This is a genomic window from Bacillales bacterium (assembly GCA_035700025.1).
Lineage (GTDB): Bacteria > Bacillota > Bacilli > Bacillales > DASSOY01 > DASSOY01.
In genome coordinates this window covers 21,932-43,497 of the sequence record DASSOY010000048.1, presented here as the reverse complement: position 1 = coordinate 43,497, position 21,566 = coordinate 21,932, and the positions used below count along the sequence as shown (strand labels likewise).

General features: G+C 49.4%; 21 protein-coding genes, 1 tRNA gene, 1 riboswitch and 1 other annotated feature. Of the genes, 2 read left to right on the top strand and 20 right to left on the bottom strand.

From position 1 onward, the window contains the following. Positions 1 to 122 precede the first annotated feature (122 nt). From VFK44_07845 to VFK44_07770, 16 genes are all read right to left on the bottom strand, one after another. Positions 123 to 1,073, bottom strand: a complete 951-nt coding sequence (locus tag VFK44_07845; GenBank protein HET7628286.1) for a hypothetical protein — start codon at positions 1,071 to 1,073, stop codon at positions 123 to 125. A 112-nt stretch (positions 1,074 to 1,185) separates the two neighbouring features. Beyond that, on the bottom strand, positions 1,186 to 1,752 hold the full coding sequence (gene leuD / locus VFK44_07840) for a 3-isopropylmalate dehydratase small subunit (GenBank protein HET7628285.1): 567 nt from the start codon (positions 1,750 to 1,752) through the stop codon (positions 1,186 to 1,188). Next, the gene (gene leuC / locus VFK44_07835) at positions 1,752 to 3,173 is read right to left on the bottom strand and encodes a 3-isopropylmalate dehydratase large subunit (GenBank protein ID HET7628284.1); all 1,422 of its coding nucleotides are present in this window, start codon (positions 3,171 to 3,173) and stop codon (positions 1,752 to 1,754) included. Before leuC ends, leuD begins: the two co-directional genes overlap by 1 nt. A 14-nt stretch (positions 3,174 to 3,187) precedes the next feature. Next, the gene (gene leuB, locus VFK44_07830; GenBank protein HET7628283.1) at positions 3,188 to 4,300 is read right to left on the bottom strand and encodes a 3-isopropylmalate dehydrogenase; all 1,113 of its coding nucleotides are present in this window, start codon (positions 4,298 to 4,300) and stop codon (positions 3,188 to 3,190) included. Between the two features lie 85 nt (positions 4,301 to 4,385). Next, positions 4,386 to 5,918, bottom strand: a complete 1,533-nt coding sequence (locus VFK44_07825; protein HET7628282.1) for a 2-isopropylmalate synthase — start codon at positions 5,916 to 5,918, stop codon at positions 4,386 to 4,388. Continuing rightward, positions 5,905 to 6,927 (bottom strand): ketol-acid reductoisomerase, encoded by a 1,023-nt coding sequence (ilvC, locus tag VFK44_07820; GenBank protein HET7628281.1) that lies wholly within the window; start codon positions 6,925 to 6,927, stop codon positions 5,905 to 5,907. The genes VFK44_07825 and ilvC overlap by 14 nt, the downstream gene beginning before the upstream one ends. Positions 6,928 to 6,954: 27 nt before the next feature. Continuing rightward, positions 6,955 to 7,476 carry an acetolactate synthase small subunit gene (ilvN, locus tag VFK44_07815; protein ID HET7628280.1) on the bottom strand — a complete coding sequence of 174 codons (522 nt, stop codon included), beginning with the start codon at positions 7,474 to 7,476 and terminating at the stop codon, positions 6,955 to 6,957. Further along, entirely contained in the window at positions 7,473 to 9,188 is a 1,716-nt protein-coding gene (gene ilvB, locus VFK44_07810; protein ID HET7628279.1) for an acetolactate synthase large subunit, read from the bottom strand. Before ilvB ends, ilvN begins: the two co-directional genes overlap by 4 nt. 94 nt (positions 9,189 to 9,282) lie before the next feature. Continuing rightward, positions 9,283 to 9,552 (bottom strand) — a binding site (T-box leader). A 21-nt stretch (positions 9,553 to 9,573) separates the two neighbouring features. Beyond that, a complete protein-coding gene (gene ilvE, locus VFK44_07805; GenBank protein ID HET7628278.1) occupies positions 9,574 to 10,473 on the bottom strand; it encodes a branched-chain-amino-acid transaminase in 900 nt (299 codons plus the stop codon). 841 nt (positions 10,474 to 11,314) lie between these two features. Then, positions 11,315 to 11,446, bottom strand: a complete 132-nt coding sequence (locus VFK44_07800) for a hypothetical protein (GenBank protein HET7628277.1) — start codon at positions 11,444 to 11,446, stop codon at positions 11,315 to 11,317. A 48-nt stretch (positions 11,447 to 11,494) separates the two neighbouring features. Continuing rightward, positions 11,495 to 11,568, bottom strand: a tRNA-Gly gene (locus VFK44_07795). A gap of 78 nt (positions 11,569 to 11,646) precedes the next feature. After that, positions 11,647 to 12,246, bottom strand: a complete 600-nt coding sequence (locus VFK44_07790) for an XTP/dITP diphosphatase (GenBank protein HET7628276.1) — start codon at positions 12,244 to 12,246, stop codon at positions 11,647 to 11,649. 31 nt (positions 12,247 to 12,277) lie between these two features. After that, positions 12,278 to 13,027, bottom strand: coding sequence for a ribonuclease PH (rph, locus tag VFK44_07785; protein HET7628275.1), 750 nt, complete (start codon positions 13,025 to 13,027; stop codon positions 12,278 to 12,280). Between the two features lie 102 nt (positions 13,028 to 13,129). Further along, on the bottom strand, positions 13,130 to 14,215 hold the full coding sequence (locus VFK44_07780; GenBank protein HET7628274.1) for a GerMN domain-containing protein: 1,086 nt from the start codon (positions 14,213 to 14,215) through the stop codon (positions 13,130 to 13,132). Positions 14,216 to 14,336: 121 nt separating this feature from the next. Continuing rightward, positions 14,337 to 15,161, bottom strand: coding sequence for a glutamate racemase (gene racE, locus VFK44_07775; GenBank protein ID HET7628273.1), 825 nt, complete (start codon positions 15,159 to 15,161; stop codon positions 14,337 to 14,339). 14 nt (positions 15,162 to 15,175) lie between these two features. Then, positions 15,176 to 15,562, bottom strand: coding sequence for a MarR family transcriptional regulator (locus tag VFK44_07770; protein ID HET7628272.1), 387 nt, complete (start codon positions 15,560 to 15,562; stop codon positions 15,176 to 15,178). A 303-nt stretch (positions 15,563 to 15,865) separates the two neighbouring features. Between VFK44_07770 and VFK44_07765 the strand changes: the two genes are divergently transcribed. Next, positions 15,866 to 16,090, top strand: a complete 225-nt coding sequence (locus VFK44_07765) for a response regulator transcription factor (protein HET7628271.1) — start codon at positions 15,866 to 15,868, stop codon at positions 16,088 to 16,090. An 85-nt stretch (positions 16,091 to 16,175) separates the two neighbouring features. Here the strand turns inward: VFK44_07765 and sdhB are convergent, their stop codons facing one another. Genes sdhB through VFK44_07750 form a run of 3 tightly spaced genes read right to left on the bottom strand, consistent with a single transcriptional unit; the run spans position 16,176 to position 19,355 of the window. Then, positions 16,176 to 16,943, bottom strand: coding sequence for a succinate dehydrogenase iron-sulfur subunit (gene sdhB, locus VFK44_07760; protein HET7628270.1), 768 nt, complete (start codon positions 16,941 to 16,943; stop codon positions 16,176 to 16,178). 14 nt (positions 16,944 to 16,957) lie between these two features. Then, positions 16,958 to 18,709, bottom strand: a complete 1,752-nt coding sequence (sdhA, locus tag VFK44_07755; GenBank protein ID HET7628269.1) for a succinate dehydrogenase flavoprotein subunit — start codon at positions 18,707 to 18,709, stop codon at positions 16,958 to 16,960. Positions 18,710 to 18,722: 13 nt separating this feature from the next. Continuing rightward, positions 18,723 to 19,355: a succinate dehydrogenase cytochrome b558 subunit gene (locus VFK44_07750; protein HET7628268.1), complete on the bottom strand. Its 633-nt coding sequence runs from the start codon at positions 19,353 to 19,355 to the stop codon at positions 18,723 to 18,725. A 197-nt stretch (positions 19,356 to 19,552) separates the two neighbouring features. On the opposite strand from VFK44_07750, the gene VFK44_07745 reads away from it, so the two are divergent. After that, complete coding sequence (locus tag VFK44_07745; GenBank protein HET7628267.1) at positions 19,553 to 20,023, top strand: YslB family protein; 471 nt, start codon at positions 19,553 to 19,555, stop codon at positions 20,021 to 20,023. Here the strand turns inward: VFK44_07745 and VFK44_07740 are convergent. After that, entirely contained in the window at positions 20,020 to 21,258 is a 1,239-nt protein-coding gene (locus tag VFK44_07740; GenBank protein HET7628266.1) for an aspartate kinase, read from the bottom strand. The two genes, VFK44_07745 and VFK44_07740, sit on opposite strands and share 4 nt — an antisense overlap. Positions 21,259 to 21,353: 95 nt before the next feature. Continuing rightward, positions 21,354 to 21,528: riboswitch (Lysine riboswitch) on the bottom strand. Positions 21,529 to 21,566: the final 38 nt, after the last annotated feature.

Here is a 21,566-nt window from a genome sequence, read left to right as displayed (position 1 = left end):
AAAATCCTTTCCCTCCAACCAATTATTCAATCGATGTCCGTTCGTTTACAACCATCTCATTATAACATAGGACGCCCTGTTTTCAACAATAACACAAACGGCGGCAAGCATTGGCACAAGAGCTAAAACGAGGTCGACGTTTCCACCGTATCGATGTATTCGACCGTCTTTGCCAATTCAGAAGCGGAAACCTCATGCAACACTGCAACCGAGTTCGCATCTTGCTGCATGCCGTTAATTTCATGCACATATACGTAGACGGCCGCGGCCCACAATTCCGGCCGCCTCGGTGATAACGCGATCGGATACAAGGTCATCGTGAAATGGTCCCAAAGTTGCAACGCCATCTCGTACAAAGTAGGGTTTTCGGACTCAAGCAGCTGTTCCAGACGACTTCGGACGCTTTGATACAAATCGTCGTCTTCATTATCAGGCAATGTCCCGAGATCTACGGTTAAGGTTTGGCCCAACTTGTGTACCGAAACTTCCTTCTTTAAACCGTCTGCCTTCAAGTCTTTCAACAAGAGACTCTTTACGTAAGGGTCGCAATCCGGATCCGTCAAAAGTTGTTTCGCATCCGACCATTTCTCTTCGTCTAAAAAACCGTCTTCGCCGGGTACGGTTTCACGATCTGATTCACCAGCCGTTGTTCCTTGTTTCGCATTCTCCAAAAACAACCGCAGCCATTGGCGAAATTTCTCCGCCGTTTCCACGCTCGGCATGTCTTGGTTTTGCAAGGTCATTTTCAAAATAGCCGCTGCCTGATCGGTCTCGCCGAGATCTCTCAAAATCGAGGCATAGACGTGCAAGGCATCAAAATAATCATCGATGTCCCCGATTTCATCGCAAATGAACGATTCGCAGCGACTTTTCGCTTCCGCGAGTTTGCCGTTTTGATACAGGCTCAAAATGTAACCGAACCGGGCGCGGATGCCGTCCGGTTCCACTAAGAGAGCCGTTTTGAAGCATTGTTCAGCAGCCTCGTATTCTTGCTCCTCCACAGCTCTCGTGCCTTGTTCAATGTAGTTTTCGTAAAGACCAGGCATAGGAATAATTGTTTTATCGTTATCCAAGGCAATCGCTCCGTCTCCTACTGAATCCCCATAAGTTTAACAGGTTCTCCCCACCCGGACAAGCAACGAAAAAGCTTTGACCCTCTTGCTCAGTCAAAGCTTCAAAATCATTTTACCGCGAATGTTCGTAAGCAGCAATCGCTTTTTCATAGGAAAGCGTTATATCGATCTCGTCTTTGCCTTTGAGCAGCATGTCTTTCCAGTAATGGTCAACGTCAAATGCGTATGCGTTCCCGCCCGCGTCGAAAATCGTTTGATTGTGCAAATCGACCTTCAACGTACTTTCACTCATGAGCCGTTTCACCTTATCGTGCGGCATTACAATAGGAAGCAATCCGTTTTTTAAACAATTGTTGTAAAAAATGTCCGCAAAACTCGGGGCGATAATGACTTTAAAACCGTAATCCGCTAACGCCCACGGCGCATGCTCGCGCGAGGAACCGCAACCGAAGTTTTCCCCGGCAAGTAAAATTTCCGCGTGTTCCGTTTCCGGTCGGTTCAGCTCAAAGGAAAGGTTTTTCGAACCGTCACGATGAAACCGCCAATCATAAAATAAAAATTGCCCGAACCCCGTTCTTTCGACCCGTTTCAAAAATTGTTTGGGAATGATTTGGTCAGTGTCGATGTTTGTACGGTCCAATACGGCCGTTTTCCCCGTGAATGTTGCAAATTTCCGCATTAGGCTCCGCTCCTTTCGGCAATGGTAAATTGCCGCACATCCGCAAACCTTCCGGCAACCGCGGCCGCCGCGGCCATTGCAGGGCTGACGAGATGCGTCCTCGCCCCTTTTCCTTGCCTGCCTTCAAAATTCCGATTCGACGTTGACGCGCATCGTTCCCCTTCAGGCACGATGTCCGGATTCATGCCGAGACACATGCTGCATCCCGCATCACGCCATTCGAAACCGGCTTCGCGAAATACCTCATCCAATCCTTCCGCTTCAGCCTGTTTTTTGACCGATTGCGAACCCGGAACGACCATCGCTCGAACGTTCGGAGCTACTTTCCTGCCTTTGATGATCGATGCGGCGGCTCGCAAATCGCTGATGCGCGCATTCGTGCACGATCCGATAAACACATGTTGAATTTCGATGTCGGTAATTTTCGTGTTCGCTTGCAAACCCATATAATCCAGCGCGTGTTCCGCCATTTTTCGTTCGTTGTCATCGCGAAAATCCCGTGGATCGGGAACGCAAGCGTTCACTGAAACGCCCATCGAAGGATTCGTCCCCCACGTCACCCGCGGCTCAATCATCGCTCCATCCAATTCCACCGTCCGGTCGTATTCCGCGCCGGGATCGGTCGCAAGCGCCCGCCACTTCTCCACAGCTTTTTCAAATTCCGCGCCTTGCGGCACATATTTTTTCCCGCGCATATACTCAAACGTCGTTTCGTCCGGACTAATCAAACCGGCGCGCGCCCCGGCCTCAATCGACATGTTGCAAATCGTCATGCGCTCTTCCATCGACATCGCCCGAATCACGTCCCCGGTAAATTCGATGACGGAACCGTTGCCGACATTGATCCCGTATTCTGCGATCAAAGCAAGAATCACATCTTTGGCAGTGACTCCAGCGCCGAGCTTGCCGTTGATTTTCACTTGCAACGTTTTCGGTTTCTGTTGCCAAAGCGTTTGCGTTGCTAACACATGCTCGACTTCGCTCGTTCCGATGCCGAACGCGAAAGCGCCGAAGGCACCGTGGGTCGACGTATGACTGTCCCCGCACACAATCGTTTTGCCCGGTTGCGTTAACCCGAGTTCCGGACCGATAATGTGAACGATCCCTTGTTCCGGACTTCGTAAATCGGCGAGCGGAATGCCGAATTGTTCGCAGTTTTCTTGCAACGTATCGACTTGTTTTTTGGCAATTTCATCACGAATGTTGAAACGATCCACCGTTGGAATGTTGTGATCCATCGTGGCAAACGTCAAATCGGGACGCCGCACCCGGCGGCCGGCAAGCCGCAAGCCTTCAAAAGCTTGCGGGGAAGTGACTTCGTGAACAAGATGCAAATCGATATACAACAAGGCCGGTTTTCCTTCTTCAGCGGCAACAATGTGTCCGTCCCATATTTTTTGAAAAATTGTCTTGGCTGCCATCTCTCCACCCCCTGTTACGCATAAGCAGACATGATTCCTGCCGTCGTCGTATCTTCCTCCAAAACCGACGTAATGGCTTCCGTCATTTGTTTCGTTCCGAGCGTTCGACCTCCGCGAACCGCAAGATCTGAGGTGCGATGTCCGCTGTCGATGACGTCCGTAATCGCTTTTTCGACCGCCTGCGCTTCTTTTTCAAAACCGAACGAATAGCGCAGCATCATCGCCGCCGACAAGATCGAGGCCATCGGATTCGCGACGTTTTGACCGGCAATTTCAGGGGCGGAACCGTGTACCGGTTCGAACAATCCCGGTCCGTTTTCGCTCAAACTAGCCGAAGGAAGCAGCCCAAGCGAACCCGTCAACATTGAGGCTTCATCGCTTAAAATGTCCCCAAACATGTTTTCCGTTACGATGACATCAAACGACTTCGGATTGTGAATGAGTTCCATCGCCGCACGGTCGACGAGCATGTGCTCGAGCGTAACTTCCGGATGACGCTTTGCCGTTTCTTCGGCAACTTCGCGCCACATCCGACTCGATTCCAACACATTGGCCTTGTCGACCGACGTCACTTTTCCTTTTCTTTGCGCAGCCGTTTCAAACGCTTTTTCGAGGATCCGTTCGATTTCTTTGCGATGATAATGAAGCGTATCGACGACTTCTTCGTCGTTTCCGTTTCGCCGGCGTTCGCTCGGTTTTCCAAAGTACAACCCGCCGGTCAATTCGCGAACAATGACGAAATCTACCCCGCTGACGACTTCCGGTTTCAAGGAAGATTGACCGGCCAATCCGGAAAACACTTTCACCGGACGCAAATTTGCATACAACCCGAGCGTCTTTCGCAAAGTGAGCAACCCTTTTTCCGGCCGTTGTTCGCGCGGCACGCCATCCCATTTCGGACCGCCGACAGAACCGAACAAAATCGCGTCGCTCGACCGGCAAAGCCGTAACGTCGCTTCCGGAAGCGGATCGTTTTCCTTGTCAATGGCGGCTCCTCCGACAGGCGCATACGAAAAATGAAAATCATGTCCAAACTCGCGGCCGACGGCTTTCAAAACGTGCACCGCACTTTTCGTCACTTCTTGACCAATCCCGTCCCCCGGCAATACAGCGATTCTTTTCATCATGCGCTTCATCCTCCTGGTTTCTCATGATCTCCACTTATCCCGTCTTTGTCTTTTTTACACGGCCCGACAATCCTTCACGTTCGTCTTACGAATGGCTGGCGGCGATCTTTTGCCGATGCCTCGCGCTTACCCGGTTCACGGCATTAACATACGCCTTTGCTGAAGCTTCCAAAACATCTTGCGCCGTACCTCTCCCGCTTCCTTCCATCCCGTCAACGACCACCTTTACGTAAACTTCCGCAAGCGCATCCCTTCCTTCACCGACGGATTGAATCCGGTAATCGTCCAAATGGACCGGAAAACTGAGCATTCTTTCAATCGTATTGTAAATCGCTTCAACGCTGCCGGACCCGGTAGCCGCTTCTTGAATCGTCTTGCCATCCGGCGTTTTCAGCGTCATCGTCGCCGTTTGCGTATGATTCGTACCATACTGCACTTGAACCGCAAGTACTTCGTAACCATTTTCCGCCGCCCGTTCCTCGGTCATAAGCGCAAACAAATCTTCATCGGTAATTTGCTTTTTCTTGTCTGCGAGATCTTTGAACCTTTTAAACAACTGTTTGCATTCTTCATCGTTCCATTCATAACCGAGCGCTTTCAACTTGTCGCGAAAAGCGTGGCGTCCGGAATGTTTTCCGAGCACGATCCGGTTCGACGACAGCCCGATCAGTTCGGGCGATATAATTTCATAAGTCGTTTTTTCCTTGAGGACACCGTCTTGATGGATGCCCGATTCATGTGCGAAAGCATTGTCACCGACGACCGCTTTGTTCGGCGGGATCATCACGCCCGTAAGCTTGCTGATCAAAGCGCTCGTACGCTTGATTTCTTGCAGGTTCAAAGTTGTTTCCGCTTGATAAAAATCTTTGCGAATTCTCAAGGCGACCGCGATTTCTTCCAAAGAAGCATTTCCGGCACGTTCTCCGATTCCGTTGATGCATCCTTCGATTTGCTCGACACCGTTTTCGATGGCCGCGAGCGAATTGGCGACCGCCATTCCAAGATCATCGTGACAGTGGGCGGACAACGTAACACGATCAATGTTCGGCACCCGTTGTTTAACGTAAGAAAACATCTTTCCGTATTCCTCGGGGGTCGTGTATCCGACCGTATCAGGAAGATTGATCACTGTTGCCCCGGCATCGATCACTTTCGTGATGATCTGGACGAGAAAGTCCAAATCGGACCGGGTGGCGTCCTCGGCGGACCATTCGATTTGCGGAAATTTTTGCGCCGCGTATCGAACGGCGTCAACCGAATGTTCAATGACTTGCTCAGGCGTTTGTTTCAATTTGTAAGTCATGTGAACCGGCGATGTTGCCAAAAAAACGTGAAGGCGCGGTTCCGCGGAGTTTTTCAAAGCCTCCCACGTGGTATCGATATCGTTGCGGTTCGTACGGGAAAGTCCGGTGACCGAACAGTGCCGCATCGTTTCCGCGATGGCTTTAACCGAGCGAAAATCGCCGGGGGACGACGCTGGAAAACCAGCCTCGATCACATCGACCCCAAGTCGTTCGAGCTGCTTGGCGATCTCCATTTTTTCTGTAAAATTTAAATTGATCCCGGCCGATTGTTCTCCGTCCCGCAAGGTCGTATCGAAAATCTTAACGGTGCGCATCGATCACCACTTCCTTTCCTTTTTGCTTGACGAACGGCATCATTGAGCGTAGTTCACGACCCACCTTTTCGATCAAATGGTTGCTTTCCTGGCGGCGAGTGGCCATGAATTCCGGACGGTTCGCTTGGTTTTCGAGAATCCAGCCTTTCGCAAATTTGCCGTTTTGAATATCTTCCAATACTTTCTTCATGTTTGCTTTTACGCTGTCATCGATCACGCGCGGACCGGATTGAAAGTCCCCCCATTCCGCCGTATCGGAAATCGAATAACGCATCGTTTCCAGACCGCCTTCGTAAATGAGATCAACGATCAATTTCATTTCGTGCAAACATTCAAAGTACGCCGATTCTGGTTGATACCCGGCTTCGACAAGCGTTTCGAATCCTGCTTTGATCAAAGACGTGAGTCCGCCGCATAACACCGCTTGCTCGCCGAACAAATCCGTTTCCGTTTCTTCTTTAAACGTCGTTTCCAACACGCCGGCCCGCGCCGCACCGAGACCTTTCGCGTAAGCAAGACCCGTTTCTTTCGCCTGCCCGCTCACATCTTGATGCACCCCGACGAGTGCCGGAACCCCGGCCTCTTCTACGTAAGTACGGCGAACGATATGACCCGGACCTTTCGGTGCGACGAGAATGACATCGACGTCTTCAGGAGGAACGATTTGATGAAAATGAATGTTGAACCCATGTGCGAACACAAGCGTTTTTCCGGCCGTGAGACCCGGTTTGATTTCATTTTCGTAAACGCTCGGTTGCATTTCGTCGGGAAGCAGCACGGAAATTACATCCGCCTGTTCCGCAGCTTCAGCAACTGAAGAAACTTGAAACCCGTCTTCTTCAGCTTTTTGCCACGACCGGCCTTGGCGTAACCCGACAACGACTTGAAAACCGCTTTCACGCAAATTTTGCGCATGCGCATGTCCTTGGGAACCGTAACCGATCACCGCAATTGTTTTATTGCTCAATACTTTCTCATTTACGTCACCATTGTAATAAACATTTGCCACTCGAATCCTCTCCCTTGTTTGTTTGTATTATTTGATGATGGAAAACGGCTTCATATCCGTTACCGACTTTTGCGACGCCCGCGGGAACGCCGTTATCCCGGTCCGCGCCAACTCCTTGATCCCGTATGGACGAAGCAGATCGATCAACGCTTCCACTTTTTCGTGATCGCCTGTCACTTGTACCGTCACACTTTCCCGGCTGACGTCGATGAGGCTCGCTCGAAACGGTTCGATCAATCCGACGAGTTCGCTTCTCGTCGAAACCGGTGAAACGACTTGAATGAGCGCGAGTTCACGCGCAACCACTTGTTGATCGGTAATATCGGAAACTTTCAAAACGTCGATTTGTTTATTCAACTGTTTCAACAACTGTTCGATGTCTCTTTTCGAGTCCACATGAACGACAAACGTCATCTTCGATAGGCCTGGCGTCTCTGTATGTCCGACGGTAATGCTTTCGATATTGAAATGCCGCTTCGAAAATAACCCGGTTACCCGGTTAAGAACACCGGCCTGATTGTTAACCTTCGCGGTTACGATCCGTTTCACGGTTTCACCCCCGTCATCTCATGCAATCCTTTCCCTGGCGCAATCATCGGATAGACGTTCTCCTCCTGCGGAATTTGGAAATTGACGAGCACCGGTCCGTCCGTTTTCAAAGCTTCTTGTACGGCTATTTCCGCCTCATAAGGCGTTGAAGCACTCAACCCTTTGATCCCGTAGGCCTGCGCGAGTTTTTCGAAATCCGGCTGAACGGGAAGAAGCGATTCGGAATGACGTTTGTTGTAAAAAATGGATTGCCATTGCCGCACCATGCCAAGCGCCCCGTTGTTAAAGATGAAAACTTTTACCGGCATTTGCGTTTCTTGCAACAAGCCTAGCTCTTGGATCGTCATTTGCACTCCACCGTCACCGAGTACGGCAACGACTGGAAGGTCCGGACGGGCCAGCTGGGCGCCGATCGCCGCCGGCAAACCGAATCCCATCGTTCCGAGCCCTCCAGACGTCACCCACCGGTTCGGCTCGCCAAATGCGTAATATTGCGCCGCCCACATTTGATGCTGGCCAACGTCGGTGACGACGATCGCCTCCCCGTTCGTTCGCCTGTGGATGATTTCAATGAGCGCTTGCGGCTTCAGCGTCGTTCCTTGTCTCTCGTACCAGAGCGGATATTCTTCTTTGTATTTTTTTAATTGGTCCATCCACTCCGCAATGTCCGGTACTTCACGTGTCGTTTCATTCAATGCGTCAAGTGCTAATTTAGCATCGCAGACGACGGGAATTTCCGTCGGCACATTTTTGCCGATTTCGGCCGGATCGATGTCGATATGTGCGACTTTCGCCTTCGGTGCGAAATGATTCAAGTTTCCAGTTAATCGGTCATCGAACCGTGCACCGACATTAATAAGCAAGTCGCATTCGTATAAAGCCATGTTCGCTGCGTAAGTGCCGTGCATGCCGCCCATGCCGAGAAACTGTTCATGGTCGCCCGGGAAACCGCCGAGACCGAGCAACGTATGAACGACAGGCAGGCCGTTACTCGTTGCAAATTCCCGAAGCTGTTCATGGGCCTTTGCATGCAAGACGCCTGCGCCTGCGAGAACGACCGGTTTCTTCGCGTGACTTAACGCTTCCGCCAATTTTTGAATTTGCAATTGATTCGGCGTCACATTCGGAACATACCCGGGCAAACGCACGCTTTGCGGCCGTTCATACGTTCCTTTGCCGGCAGCAATGTCTTTCGGAATATCGACGAGCACCGGTCCCGGACGTCCCGTCGTTGCGATGTGGAATGCTTCCCTTACGACCTTCGGTATGTCCTCGGTATTTCGAATTTGGTAATTATGCTTCGTAATCGGCATCGTAATGCCCATGATGTCGGATTCCTGGAAAGCATCCGTGCCGATCACATTCGAGGCTACTTGTCCCGTAAACACGACCACGGGCAGCGAATCCATCATCGCATCCGCCAACGCAGTAACGACATTCGTTGCTCCCGGTCCCGAAGTGGCAATCACCACGCCCGGCTTTCCCGAAACCCTCGCGTAACCTTCCGCCGCATGAGCAGCTCCTTGTTCATGACGCGCGAGCACATGGCGAATTCCGCTGTCATACAACGCGTCGTAAATTGGCAATACCGCTCCTCCGGGATACCCGAAAAGCATTTCGATCTTCTCCTGTTTCAACGCCTCCACAAGCATGTCGGCGCCGCTCATGATCTTCGCTTTTTCGGTGCGTTCCCTCTTTAATTCGACATTCACGTTGGAACCTCCTTACTCCCTATCCTAGAATTGATGTGGGTCTTCCTCTGTCTCTCTCAACAAAAAAACCTTCCACCCGCATAAGACTCCCGTCTTAAGGGGTGAAAGGTCCAATTTCACGGTACCACCCTTATTTGCACCATTCTTGCAAATGGCGCCTCGGAAACGACATTTTTGCCGTTTCGTTTTTATAACAAGTGTTCGAACGATTGAACAAACACTCGGCTTCCCCTAGTCACGCCTTCATTTTTCAGGGAAACACTCAGGGGGGATGTCGCGAACAGACAGTACCACCGGCTTCCAGCACCCGCCGGCTCTCTGAAGATACTCGCTTCTGCTGCTTTTGCCCCGTCATCGTTTTCTAAGATTATTTATTTACAGAGAATCAACTGACTTGTTCTTGTTCCGTCAATACCTTCAATCCGTCGATTCTTACTTGTCGGCGGAACGCTTCGAGCAACGTCTGCGTTGTTTCCCCCGGCGTCCCGTCCCCGATTTGCCGTCCGTCGACTTTCACGACCGCAATCACTTCGGCAGCCGTTCCGGTCAAAAAGACTTCGTCAGCGACGTACACGTCATGTCTCGTGAACGGCTCCTCTTTCACTTCGTATCCGAGATCGCCGGCGATTTCGATAATCGCTTCTCTCGTGATGCCTTCCAATGCGCCGATGTACCCCGGAGGCGTTAATATTTTTTCATCCTTCACGATGAAGATATTATCGGCGGAGCACTCGGCAACGTAACCTTGATTGTTCATCATCAATGCTTCACTAACTCCGGCGAGATGCGCTTCAATTTTTACCAAAATGTTGTTTAAATAGTTCAATGATTTCAATTTAGGACTTAAAACGTCCGGTGCATTCCGGCGGCTGCCGACCGAAACGATCTCTAAGCCTGATTGATACAACTGTTTCGGATAGATGGCAAGCTGTTCGACAATAACGATGACGCTCGGTTTCTTGCATTTGTATGGATCAAGACCGAGGTCGCCAACGCCGCGAGAGACGACGAGCCGAATATATGCATCGGCAAACTCGTTTTTTTGAACGGTTTTCGCAATAATATCGGTCAATTCCTCAACTGTATACGGAATTTGCAGCATGATCGCCTTTGCGGAATTGTAAAGCCGCTTTAGATGCTGCTTCAAACGAAAGATGTTTCCGCCGTACACGCGAATGCCTTCAAACACCCCGTCTCCATATAAAAAGCCGTGATCATAAACAGAAACTTTCGCATCTGCTTTACGGACAAATTCCCCGTCCAAAAAAATCCATTGTTCGCTCATCGCCTTCACTCCTTTCGCCGTGAAAATAATTGATATTGTGGATTATCATACTCGCCTTTTCGGCAAGAATCAACCCTTATTTTAAAAAATGTTTGACTGTTTAGATTATTGGATTTTATTGAATCCGCTTACAATCGTATTCCGGCAAGAACCCCCCGAATTTGTAAATATTTATTAAGCGCTTTCATTCTGAAGCCGATAACGTCCATTTCCCCTCGGAACGATAGGAATAGCATCGATTTCCATGCAAAAAACCTTCTCGCGTTAGCACGAGAAGGCGATCCTTTCCACTCCCCAACGGGGTAAAAACCGACTAAAACCCATACATTCATTCTAATGCCGAAAAAGGGATGCTCCCACAGTATTTTAATCTGTGTCAGCATCCCTTATCTGCCTAAACCTTGTTGAATCAAGATTTGGGCTGTTTTCCTATGACGTCCCAGGAGAGATTCGAACTCCCGACCGACGGCTTAGCTTACCACTATGACTTTCGCCACCAACCGTGTTGTTTGTGGTCTGGACTATATCTTCACCATTTCAGGTGCGACACGTATAGTCTCTACGGAACCTCACGATAATCAAATGCAAAACGTAACAACAAGTGCATCTGATTCTTCTTCGGGGCTTTTACCCTCAAGATGAGCCTTCAAACCCCCTAAATCTTCTCCTTACGACGAAGAAGATCGCAAGTTTCCTCGGTGTTGCCATCAGCTTAAGTCTGTTAAGGTTCCACCGATACAGTGTCGTCCACTTTACAGGTTTTCGTTTCCCTGTAAAGGCTCCTAATTGAAGGCCGTTGCTCTATCCAGCTGAGCTACTGGGACATAAAAAAAATATTGATTTAACGCTGGATCGATTCCTCCGTCGTCCCGATCTCGGCAGGCAATTCAATGCTGTGTCTCCATCGGTACGCTTGTCGTGTGTTCGGATGAAGCTGAACCACGTGCTCTATCCAGCTGAGCTGCTGGGACATGAAAATACGATTGACTCCTCAACTGACATCTTTACAAAAAAAAAATAATGGAGCGGGTGATGGGAATCGAACCCACGACCAGAGCTTGGAAGGCTCTTGTTTTACCACTAAACTACACCCGCAATTTTTTTCCGCGACGCTTATTAATATACCTCATTCCGCTGAAAAAGTCAACTGCGTTAAGGAATCGGGCGGGACCGTCACAAGATCGCCGAGTCCCGCCAATGTTCCAGGAGTTGATTGAGTGCTTCGCTTCTATGGCTGATTGCGTTTTTTTCTTTTTTCGACATTTCCGCCATCGTTTTCCCTTTCGACGGTACGTAAAAAATCGGATCGTAACCGAAGCCGTTCTGTCCTGATCGCGTTAAAGAAATCAATCCTTCACACGTACCGTGGTACGTTTTCGTTCGTTCGCCGGGAATGGCCAGCGCCAGCACGCAAACAAATCGCGCTGTGCGTTTTTCCAACGGAACTCCGTCAAGCTCGGCCATCACTTTATCGATATTGGCGCGATCATTTTTCTCCTTGCCTGCATAACGAGCCGAATAAACACCTGGCCGGCCGTTCAGGGCATCGATCACGAGACCCGAGTCATCAGCAATGACGGGGACGCTCATTTTCCGGCTAATCGTTTCCGCCTTCAAAATCGCGTTTTCTGCAAATGTGGTCCCCGTTTCTTCAACGTCTGCCGCGTCATGATCATCAAGCAAAGAACGTACTTTCACGCCTAAGCTTTGAAAGAGCTGTTGAAACTCCTTCACTTTTCCCGCGTTTTTTGTCGCCACAAGTACTTGTTTCATGTTTATACTCATCCCTTGTCCAGCAAATTTTTTACGATTGGCGTTGCATCACGTCTTTCGTAATGTCTCCCAAAATTTGCTGCTGGTAACGCACGAGTTCTTGGATTCCTTTTTCCGCAAGACCAAGAAGCGCTTGCAGTTCGTCGGGAGAAAATGTAGATTCTTCACCCGTTCCTTGCAATTCCACGAATTGTCCGCTTCCGGTCATGACTACGTTCATATCAACCTCAGCCGTCGAATCTTCTTCATAACAAAGATCAAGCATCGCCCCGTTTTCCGTATCGATGCCAACCGAAGTTGCTGCCAGGAAATCTTTGACCGGCATCTTTTGAATCATTTTTCTCTCCAAGGCTTTTTTGAAGGCCAAGACGACAGCGACAAATGCTCCGGTAATCGAAGCGGTTCTCGTCCCGCCATCTGCTTGAATCACGTCGCAATCCACCCAAATCGTGCGTTCGCCGATCTCGTCGAGACGGATCACGGAACGGAGTGCGCGACCGATCAACCTTTGGATTTCCATCGTCCGTCCGGACACTTTCCCTTTGCTCGATTCGCGAATGTTCCTTTGTTCCGTTGCCCGCGGGAGCATGGAATATTCCGCCGTAATCCAACCTTTCCCTTTGTTACGCATAAACGGCGGAACACGGTCTTCGATCGTCGCCGAACAAATGACCTTCGTATCGCCAACGGTGATTAACACGGAACCTTCCGGATGTTTCACGAATTCCGTTTCAATATGTATCGACCGCAGTTGATCATTCTCTCGACCATCTTTTCTCATTCCCTTGTTCCCCCTTGATCGTGTGAAAATTTATGAAAAAAGAGACGGCAGGTCAAAAGCCGCCTCTTCCTATACTAACATAATTTGCTGAGACTATTCCTCCTATAAGCCGACCGTATTGACATTCGCCGGCCTCGACACCGGTTCGGAAAGGATTTCGCCCTTCGGACTCTTCAAGGATTCCTTTCCATTTACCATAATGGCGACTTTCTTAATGCCTTCCTGAGAAGTCAACGATAAGACGAGCGCATTTAATGCTTCTTCGGAAATCGCACGCGATTCCTTGCTCGAATAAATCGCCTCATTGAAATTTAAAGTCACAATTCCATCTTCGACGGCAGGTTTCCCTTTCAACTTGACGCCGCTGCCGAAAACATCCAACAAACCGTTTGCTTCCGGAGCCCCTTTCATGAGCCGCTCAATCACCGCTGCAATTTTCCCGTTTTCCGCATGCACTCTTGTCGTGACTGGCACGTAATAATAATCATTTCCTGCCTGTGCAGGAAAATAAACCGTCGCCGCACTCGTGCCGATGACATCCCCGACTTCCCCGATTTGTTCGTTGATGCCGTCTGCGCGGCTGACTCCGTTCTCTCCGATAGGCGTGTTATTGACCGGCATCGCCGACTGTTCGACCCCTTCGATCTGTAGTTTTACCCTTTTGACATTATCGAATTGCGTCGCCGTCCATGTGACCGCCTGCAAAATTTCTTTTTCCATTTTCGGTTCATAGTTGGCAAACGACTCGGAAAAATTGATCGTCGCCGTACCGTCCTTTAAGCTTACACCTTTGATTTGCGTCCCTTCCGGCAGCAACGCATGGAACCCTTTCGGCAATTGACCGGCGAGCGGTCCGCCTTTGACAAGGCCTTGCAAAGCTTGTGTTAACACTTCCTTTCCTTCAGGTATTGGCAACGCGATCGTTTGCGGTACGACCAATCCATGTGAATCTAGAAGAAACAACGTCCGTTTTGCGGTTGCGGTTTTCTGTTGTTTCGTTTCGTTCGTAGTTTGATGATCTTCAGCATCATCGCCTTCCATTTTCAGCGACTCGCCGGGACTTACATAGTTGACGTCCTGCCCCCCATCGTTCGATTGCCCCGTTTGAGACGTGCCCCCGAACCCGCAACCCGACAAAATCAGCGGAACTCCTATGATCAACGCCGCTCCGGATGTTTTCCAGTTCATGCTCACTGTCGCTCCCTCCCTGCAAGTATGTACTATTATTTATACGAGCCCCGCATCCGATTAGACCAGGGAGAGAGAAATTCATCTGATAAAAAAAGAACAACCAAAACTGCAGGTTGTTCTAGTCGCCGTGTACGTGGGTCACCATCGATTGACTTAAGACGGCCGGTTCGATTTGAAAAGGAACGTCAAGCCATTGCTTCGCCATTCGGGCAAACAATGCCGGTCTTCCTGATGTAAAGAGCCGATGAGCGGGCTCTCTTTCACCCGTAAACAACAGGCTGCTATGATGCAAAACGGTGCTGACTTCCCTTGCGGTCTCAATGCCGGAACAAATAAGTTGCACCTCGGGACCGACGACCTGTTGAATCGCTTCGCGTAATAAAGGATAATGAGTGCACCCCAAGATTAACGTATCCATATCGAAATTAGAAAATCCGGAAAGGGACGAACGGATGGTCTTTTCTGTCTCGAGTCCGGACAACGAGCCGTTTTCAACCATGGGAACAAACAAGGGACAGGCGACACTTTCGACGACGATGTCCGGATTGATGTTCTTCAAAGCATCGAAATAGGCGCCGCTGTTGATCGTCCCTTCCGTACCTATGACGCCGACTCGGTTGTTCTTTGTCACTTTTATAGCCGAACGGGCTCCCGGATGAATGACACCGACCACCGGAATGTCGAGCTCGGTTTTGATTTCTTCCAACACAAAAGCAGTCGCGGTATTGCATGCAATCACGAGCATTTTCACGTGAAGATTTTGCAAGAATTTCGTCATTTCCCATGTGTAGTCTTTTACTTCCTCCGGTGAACGAGAACCGTAAGGACATCTTAACGTATCACCGAAATAAACAATTTCTTCTTTCGGCAGTTGACGGTTCAGTTCGCGCACCACCGTCAATCCACCCACTCCTGAATCCATGACACCGATTGGTTTATCCAAAGAATCCCCTCATTTTATCCATTCATCTCTTCATATAAGCGCAATAAACTTTGTTCCAATTGATCGATTTCTTCCTTCGAGAAATTTGCAAATACCGTTTCTAAGTATTTTTGTCGTTTTCTTATCACTTTTCGGATTAAGTCGGTCCCTTTATCTAATAAATGTATGCGCACGATTCGGCGGTCGTTCGGATCTTTTAGCCGTTTGCAAAGACCGGAGTTTTCCATGCGGTCGACGAGGTCCGTTGTCGTGCTGCAAGCCAAGTACATTTTCGTCGACAGCACGCCAACCGTCATATCCCCTTCTTCGTGCAGCCATTGCAAGGCGACAAATTGCGGCGGTGTGATGTCAACTTCTTTTAAAATCACCCGTCCTTTTTGCTTGATGATGCCCGCAATCATGCGCAAGGATTTCTCGATCTCCGCGACTTTCGTCGTTTGATCAAGCAATGGTTCCCCTCCTTTTCATTTTTATTTATTGTGCCTTTCTTTCTCGAAAAACTCAAGCAAATGTTTCGTCGGCACATTTTCGCTCCGGAAATCTATACTAAATCAAGTACAATTGAGTGCCGGTCCGGCGAGTGCGGAAAATTGACAATTCCGCGTCGTCAAAGTCACGACAGCTTGCAAGGGGTCATACAATATGTTGACTAAATATCTTCCTTCCACCGGCAGCTCTTTAGTCCGAGCAAGGAGGGGGAATTGTTGAAAGAGAACCACTATCGGCCGAAGCCCTTGCTAACAAAAAGAGAGAGAGAAGTATTCGAACTACTCGTCCAAGATAAAACTACGAAAGAAATCGCCAAAGAACTTTTCATCAGTGAAAAAACGGTACGCAACCACATCTCCAATACGATGCAAAAGCTTGGAGTCAAAGGGCGTTCCCAAGCAGTCGTGGAACTTCTTCGACTCGGGGAATTGGAATTATAGCAAAAGCCGGCTTCCTGTTACAGGAGCCGGCTTTTGCATCATCAAAATCGGCCGGGCCCATGGCGGTGCCCGACCATATTACGCATTATCGGCTTCCGAAAAAGTTCTTGAACGATTGGACCGTCGCTTTTCGGTTGATCGCAGCGATCGACGTCGTCAACGGTATCCCTTTCGGGCAAACCTGCACGCAGTTTTGCGAATTTCCGCATCCTTGAAGTCCGCCTTCGTCCATAAAACTATCCAAACGTTCATCAGCATTCATTTCACCCGTCGGATGCGCATTTTTCAATTCCACTTGCGAGAACACGAACGGACCCATGAAATCCGTTTTATTATTCACGTTCGGACAGGCTTCCAAACAAACGCCGCAAGTCATGCATTTCGACAATTCATACGCCCATTGTCGTTTTTTCTCAGGCATGCGCGGTCCCGGACCGAGATCGTACGTGCCGTCGATTGGAATCCATGCCTTTACCTTCTTCAAGGCATCGAACATGCGGCTCCGGTCGATGGCCAAATCCCTGATCACGGGGAAAGTAGACATCGGAGCCAAGCGAATCGGCTGCTCCAACTGATCAATCAGCGCGGTACACGCCTGCCGCGGCTTGCCGTTGATCAGCATCGAACAGGCTCCGCATACTTCTTCCAAACAGTTCATTTCCCACTGCACAGGTGACGTCGTTTCCCCTTTTGCATTGACGGGGTTGCGACGAATATCCATCAAGGCGGAAATGACATTCATGTTTTCCGAATAAGAGACGTCGAATTGTTCTTCATAAGGTGCGGCTTCCGGTCCGTCTTGGCGCGTAATGATCAATCTGACGGTTTTCTTGTTGGCGTTAGTGTCGCTCATTGTCACTGCCCCCCTTATTTGTCTTTCGAATAGTCGCGTTTACGCGGCGGAATCAACGAAACGTCGACTTCCTCATAGTCGAGATCCGGTCCGTTGTTTTCCGGATTGAACTTTGCTTTCGTCGTTTTGAGCCAATCTTCGTCGTTACGATCCGGGAATTCCGGCTTGTAATGTGCGCCGCGGCTCTCATCCCGAGCCAGTGCACCTAAAGTGATGACCCTTGAAAGCTGCAGCATGTTCCAGAGGTGCCTTGTGAAGGAAGCGCTCTGGTTGGCCCATTTTGAAGAATCTCCGACATTGATTCGTTGATAACGTTCCATCAGTTCTTGAATTTTCAAATCCGTCTGTTTCAACTTGTCGTTCTCGCGAACAACGGTAACATTCTCAGTCATCACATTGCCAAGTTCTTCGTGAAGCTTGTACGGATTTTCGTCGCCGTCCATTGACATGATGTGGTCGAATTTCTCTTGTTCTTTCTTGGCCGCTTGTTCGAACAGTGTGGAAGACAAATCTTCGGTTGCCTTATCAAGGTTTTCGACATACTCCACAGCGTTCGGACCAGCTACCATGCCTCCGTAAATTGAGGAAAGCAAGGAGTTCGCACCTAACCGATTGGCGCCGTGCTGCGAATAATCGCATTCACCGCAAGCAAACAAACCTTCGATGTTCGTCATCTGATTGTAGTCGACCCATAATCCGCCCATCGAGTAATGAACCGCCGGGAAGATTTTCATCGGTACTTTGCGTGGATCGTCGCCGGTGAATTTCTCGTAAATCTCGATAATTCCGCCTAGTTTCACGTCCAGTTCTTTCGGATCTTTGTGCGAAAGATCGAGATAAACCATTCTCTCACCGTTAATGCCGAGTTTTTGGTTGACGCACACGTCAAAGATGGCCCGTGTGGCAATATCTCTCGGTACAAGGTTGCCGTATGCGGGATACATCTCTTCAAGGAAATACCAAGGTTTCCCGTCTTTATAAGTCCAGATTCGCCCGCCTTCGCCGCGCGCCGATTCGCTCATCAAACGAAGTTTGTCGTCGCCGGGAATGGCGGTTGGATGAATTTGAATGAATTCGCCGTTCGCGTAATAAGCCCCTTGTTGATACACTGCCGAAGCCGCCGTTCCCGTATTGATCATCGAGTTCGTCGACCGGCCGAAAATGATACCGGGGCCGCCTGTCGCCAAAATGACAGCATCCGCTTTGAAATGCTTGATCTCCATAGAACGAAGATCTTGCGCCACAATGCCGCGGCAAGTGTTTTCGTCGTCGAGAATCGCCGAAAGAAACTCCCAATGTTCATACTTTGTAACCAATCCGTTCACTTCGGCGCGCCTGACTTGCTCGTCGAGCGCATACAATAATTGCTGCCCGGTCGTTGCGCCGGCATAGGCCGTTCGATGCGCCTTCATTCCTCCGAAACGACGGAAATCGAGAAGGCCTTCGGATGTCCGGTTAAACATGACACCCATCCGGTCCATCAAGTGAATAATGCTCGGTGCCGCTTCACACATCGCTTTGACCGGCGGTTGGTTCGCCAGAAAGTCTCCTCCGTAAACGGTGTCATCGAAATGTTCCCACGGGGAGTCGCCTTCCCCTTTCGTATTGACGGCACCGTTCATTCCACCCTGCGCACACACGGAGTGAGAGCGTTTTACGGGCACAAGCGAGAACAGATTGACGTGAACGCCGGATTCCGCTGCTTTAATGGCTGCCATTAATCCCGCGAGGCCGCCTCCGACGATGATGATGTTTTTGTCACTCATGAAAACTCACTCCTTAAAACAACATTGCGTATTGTGGATTTGTAAATGCCAACACCGCACGGATGCCGATTACGGACAAAATAATAAAAATGGCAAGCGTGACGTAAGTAACGATCAATTGCGAACGCGGCGTAATCGTTAATCCCCATGTTACACAAAACGACCAAAGACCGTTGGAAAAATGAAAGACCGCGGAAATCACGCCTATGATGTAAAACCAGAAAAAGAAAGGATTGCTCAAAATATCCGCCATCATTTGAAAGTTCAACGGTTCGCCCATCGCCATTTGAATCCGTGTTTGCCATACATGCCACCCGATGAAAATAACGAGAAAGACTCCAGAAATCCGTTGGAACAAATACATCCAATTTCTGAAGAAGCTGTTCGATCCGACATTGCTGCTCGTCTGGAACGCGATGTAGAGTCCATAAATGCCATGAAACAACAGCGGCAAATAAATGAAAATCCATTCGAGGTAAACAAGGAACGGCAAGTTTTCCATAAAGCCTGCGGCCTTATTGAATGCAGGAGCTCCGTCGACTGCATAATGGTTTACGACGAAATGAATGATAAGAAACAGGCCGATTGGCACAACCCCTAATAGTGAATGCAATCTCCTGTTTATGTAGCTCTGACTCGCTGCCATGAGAAGGCCTCCTTTTCTGCATATTGAGTAGGTGCATACTGTAACAAATTAATTGTACTCCCACGATTTCCGACCGTCAAGAAACCGCGCCTGTATGAGAAGTTCCCGTCCCCCGATTCAATAAAACCAATCACAGTATGGATGACACGCACCCTTTCCGTTATAATGAAAGAAACAAGAAACTGGGGAGAGACACCATGAAAATGATCAACGATCAACCAATGGAACGATCCGCGGGATTTGGTTATGAATTGCTTCGCAACGAATTGATCCCCGAATTGCTCGGAAAGGAGCAAGCTTCGATTCTGTATTGGGCAGGTAAAAATTTGGCGAGAAAACACCCCGTCGAATCCATTGAAGAACTGAGTCGTTTTTTTCACGACGCGGGTTGGGGAAACCTCGCGATTGAACGAGAAAAAAAGAACAAAATCATGTTTGCCGTTCGCTCTCCGCTGTTGTCGAAACAAGCGAAAAACGAAGCCGCTTTCACCCTGGAGGCCGGTTTTCTGGCTCAGCAATACGAGCGAATGAAAAACCGGGTGGCCGATGCCCATGCCAGCTGCAAAAGCGGCGTCCTTCATATTTTGGTTGAATGGGACTTGAAAGATACAGTAAATGACACGGTACACGAAGAGACTCGGTCACGCAGGCGTTCCCGCACTCGTTAACTCGGTTGCAGAACTTTTTTTTCTTCGTGAAGGCGAAAGGTGCTGTGCAAAGCCGCCAACGCCGTCTCGAGTTCAGTTTTGGCAATGACGGTGGAAACTTTAATTTCGGACGTGCTCACCATTTTGATCAATACATTTCGTTCCGTCAATGCATGGAACATTTTCGCCGCTACACCCGGATTGGAAATCATTCCGGAACCGACGATGGATACTTTGGCGAGATCTTTTTCACACGAAACCTTTTCATATTGCAAGCGTGTCCGATGTTTCCGAAGAATGGCCAACGTCTCGTCAAGGTCGGCTTGATCCACGGAAAAAGACAAATTCGTGGTCGACTCATCATTGACGTTTTGGATAATGATGTCCACGTTGATACCGCTCGAAGCAAGCGTGGAAAATACATTCGACAAAGTATCCATTCGATTCGGCAATTGCGACAGCGTAATTTTCGTTACATTCGTTTCAAAAGCGAGCCCTCTGACGACCATTTCGTTTTCCAATTGTACATCCCCCTCAATTTTCGTACCGCTGCAATCGATCAAACTCGAACGAACTTCCAAATGGACCCGATGGTTTTTCGCAAATTCTACGGCGCGTGGATGAAGGACGGTCGCACCTAATGTTGCCAGCTCTAACATTTCATCATAGGAAATCGTATCGATCTTTCGAGCATCCTTCACATAGCGAGGATCACAAGTATAGACACCGTCAACATCGGTGTAAATTTCGCACTTGTCGGCATGCAGTGCCGCAGCAAGCGCTACCGCCGTCGTATCTGAACCCCCGCGTCCGAGCGTCGTTACTTCTTGTTGCTCGGTAATGCCTTGAAAACCGGCGACGATAATAATCTTTTTTTCTTCCAGCAGCGAATGCATGCGATCGGTGTTAATGTTTACGATTCTAGCATTGCCATGAACCGGTTCGGTTATGATTCCGGCTTGCCATCCTGTCAACGAAACGGCTTCGTACCCTTGCGCATTTAAAGCCATAGACAAGAGCGACATCGAAATTTGTTCCCCAGCGGACAACAACATATCGGTTTCTCGTTTTGAAGGCGTTGCATGAATTTGTGCGGACAAGGCCGCTAGTTCATCCGTCGTTTTTCCCATTGCCGAAACGGTGACAACGACTTGATGGCCTTCGTCCACCGTATGAATGATCCGTTTCGCGGCATTCCGGATCCGCTCAACCGTCCCGACGGACGTTCCTCCGAATTTCTGTACGATCAAAGACACATTTTCCATTCCTCTCTGCAAGATTGTCGCTTCTCCCAAAAAAACAAAATCAGCCGTGAGGACCTCACCGCTGATCAAACAAACGAAACCAAAATACCGGTGATAGTCCTCCACACGCCATGTGTGACAGCCTTACACCTGTTCGGCGCAAGTCCAGCATTGGAACCCCTCGGCATCCCCCTGCTTCGGCGAATTCCCCTTTCCCGTGCTTTCAAAGAACCCGAATGTTCTCCAGCCGGTACTGATGGTTTTCGCACCTCTATCTTTATGAAGTATTCAATTGGCAAAACCGATTTATATTATTGCAG

Bases quoted from the DNA above. Each gene is read 5' to 3' on its own strand.
- leuD (HET7628285.1), bottom strand. From the start codon at position 1,752: ATGCGGAAATTTGCAACATTCACGGGGAAAACGGCCGTATTGGACCGT.
- leuC (HET7628284.1), bottom strand. From the start codon at position 3,173: ATGGCAGCCAAGACAATTTTTCAAAAAATATGGGACGGACACATTGTT.
- leuB (HET7628283.1), bottom strand. From the start codon at position 4,300: ATGATGAAAAGAATCGCTGTATTGCCGGGGGACGGGATTGGTCAAGAA.
- VFK44_07825 (HET7628282.1), bottom strand. From the start codon at position 5,918: ATGCGCACCGTTAAGATTTTCGATACGACCTTGCGGGACGGAGAACAA.
- ilvE (HET7628278.1), bottom strand. From the start codon at position 10,473: ATGAGCGAACAATGGATTTTTTTGGACGGGGAATTTGTCCGTAAAGCA.
- VFK44_07800 (HET7628277.1), bottom strand. From the start codon at position 11,446: ATGTCCCAGCAGCTCAGCTGGATAGAGCACGTGGTTCAGCTTCATCCG.
- VFK44_07790 (HET7628276.1), bottom strand. From the start codon at position 12,246: ATGAAACAAGTACTTGTGGCGACAAAAAACGCGGGAAAAGTGAAGGAG.
- rph (HET7628275.1), bottom strand. From the start codon at position 13,027: ATGAGAAAAGATGGTCGAGAGAATGATCAACTGCGGTCGATACATATT.
- VFK44_07780 (HET7628274.1), bottom strand. From the start codon at position 14,215: ATGAACTGGAAAACATCCGGAGCGGCGTTGATCATAGGAGTTCCGCTG.
- VFK44_07770 (HET7628272.1), bottom strand. From the start codon at position 15,562: ATGATTGCGGGCATCATCAAGCAAAAAGGACGGGTGATTTTAAAAGAA.
- sdhB (HET7628270.1), bottom strand. From the start codon at position 16,943: ATGAGCGACACTAACGCCAACAAGAAAACCGTCAGATTGATCATTACG.
- sdhA (HET7628269.1), bottom strand. From the start codon at position 18,709: ATGAGTGACAAAAACATCATCATCGTCGGAGGCGGCCTCGCGGGATTA.
- VFK44_07750 (HET7628268.1), bottom strand. From the start codon at position 19,355: ATGGCAGCGAGTCAGAGCTACATAAACAGGAGATTGCATTCACTATTA.
- VFK44_07745 (HET7628267.1), top strand. From the start codon at position 19,553: ATGAAAATGATCAACGATCAACCAATGGAACGATCCGCGGGATTTGGT.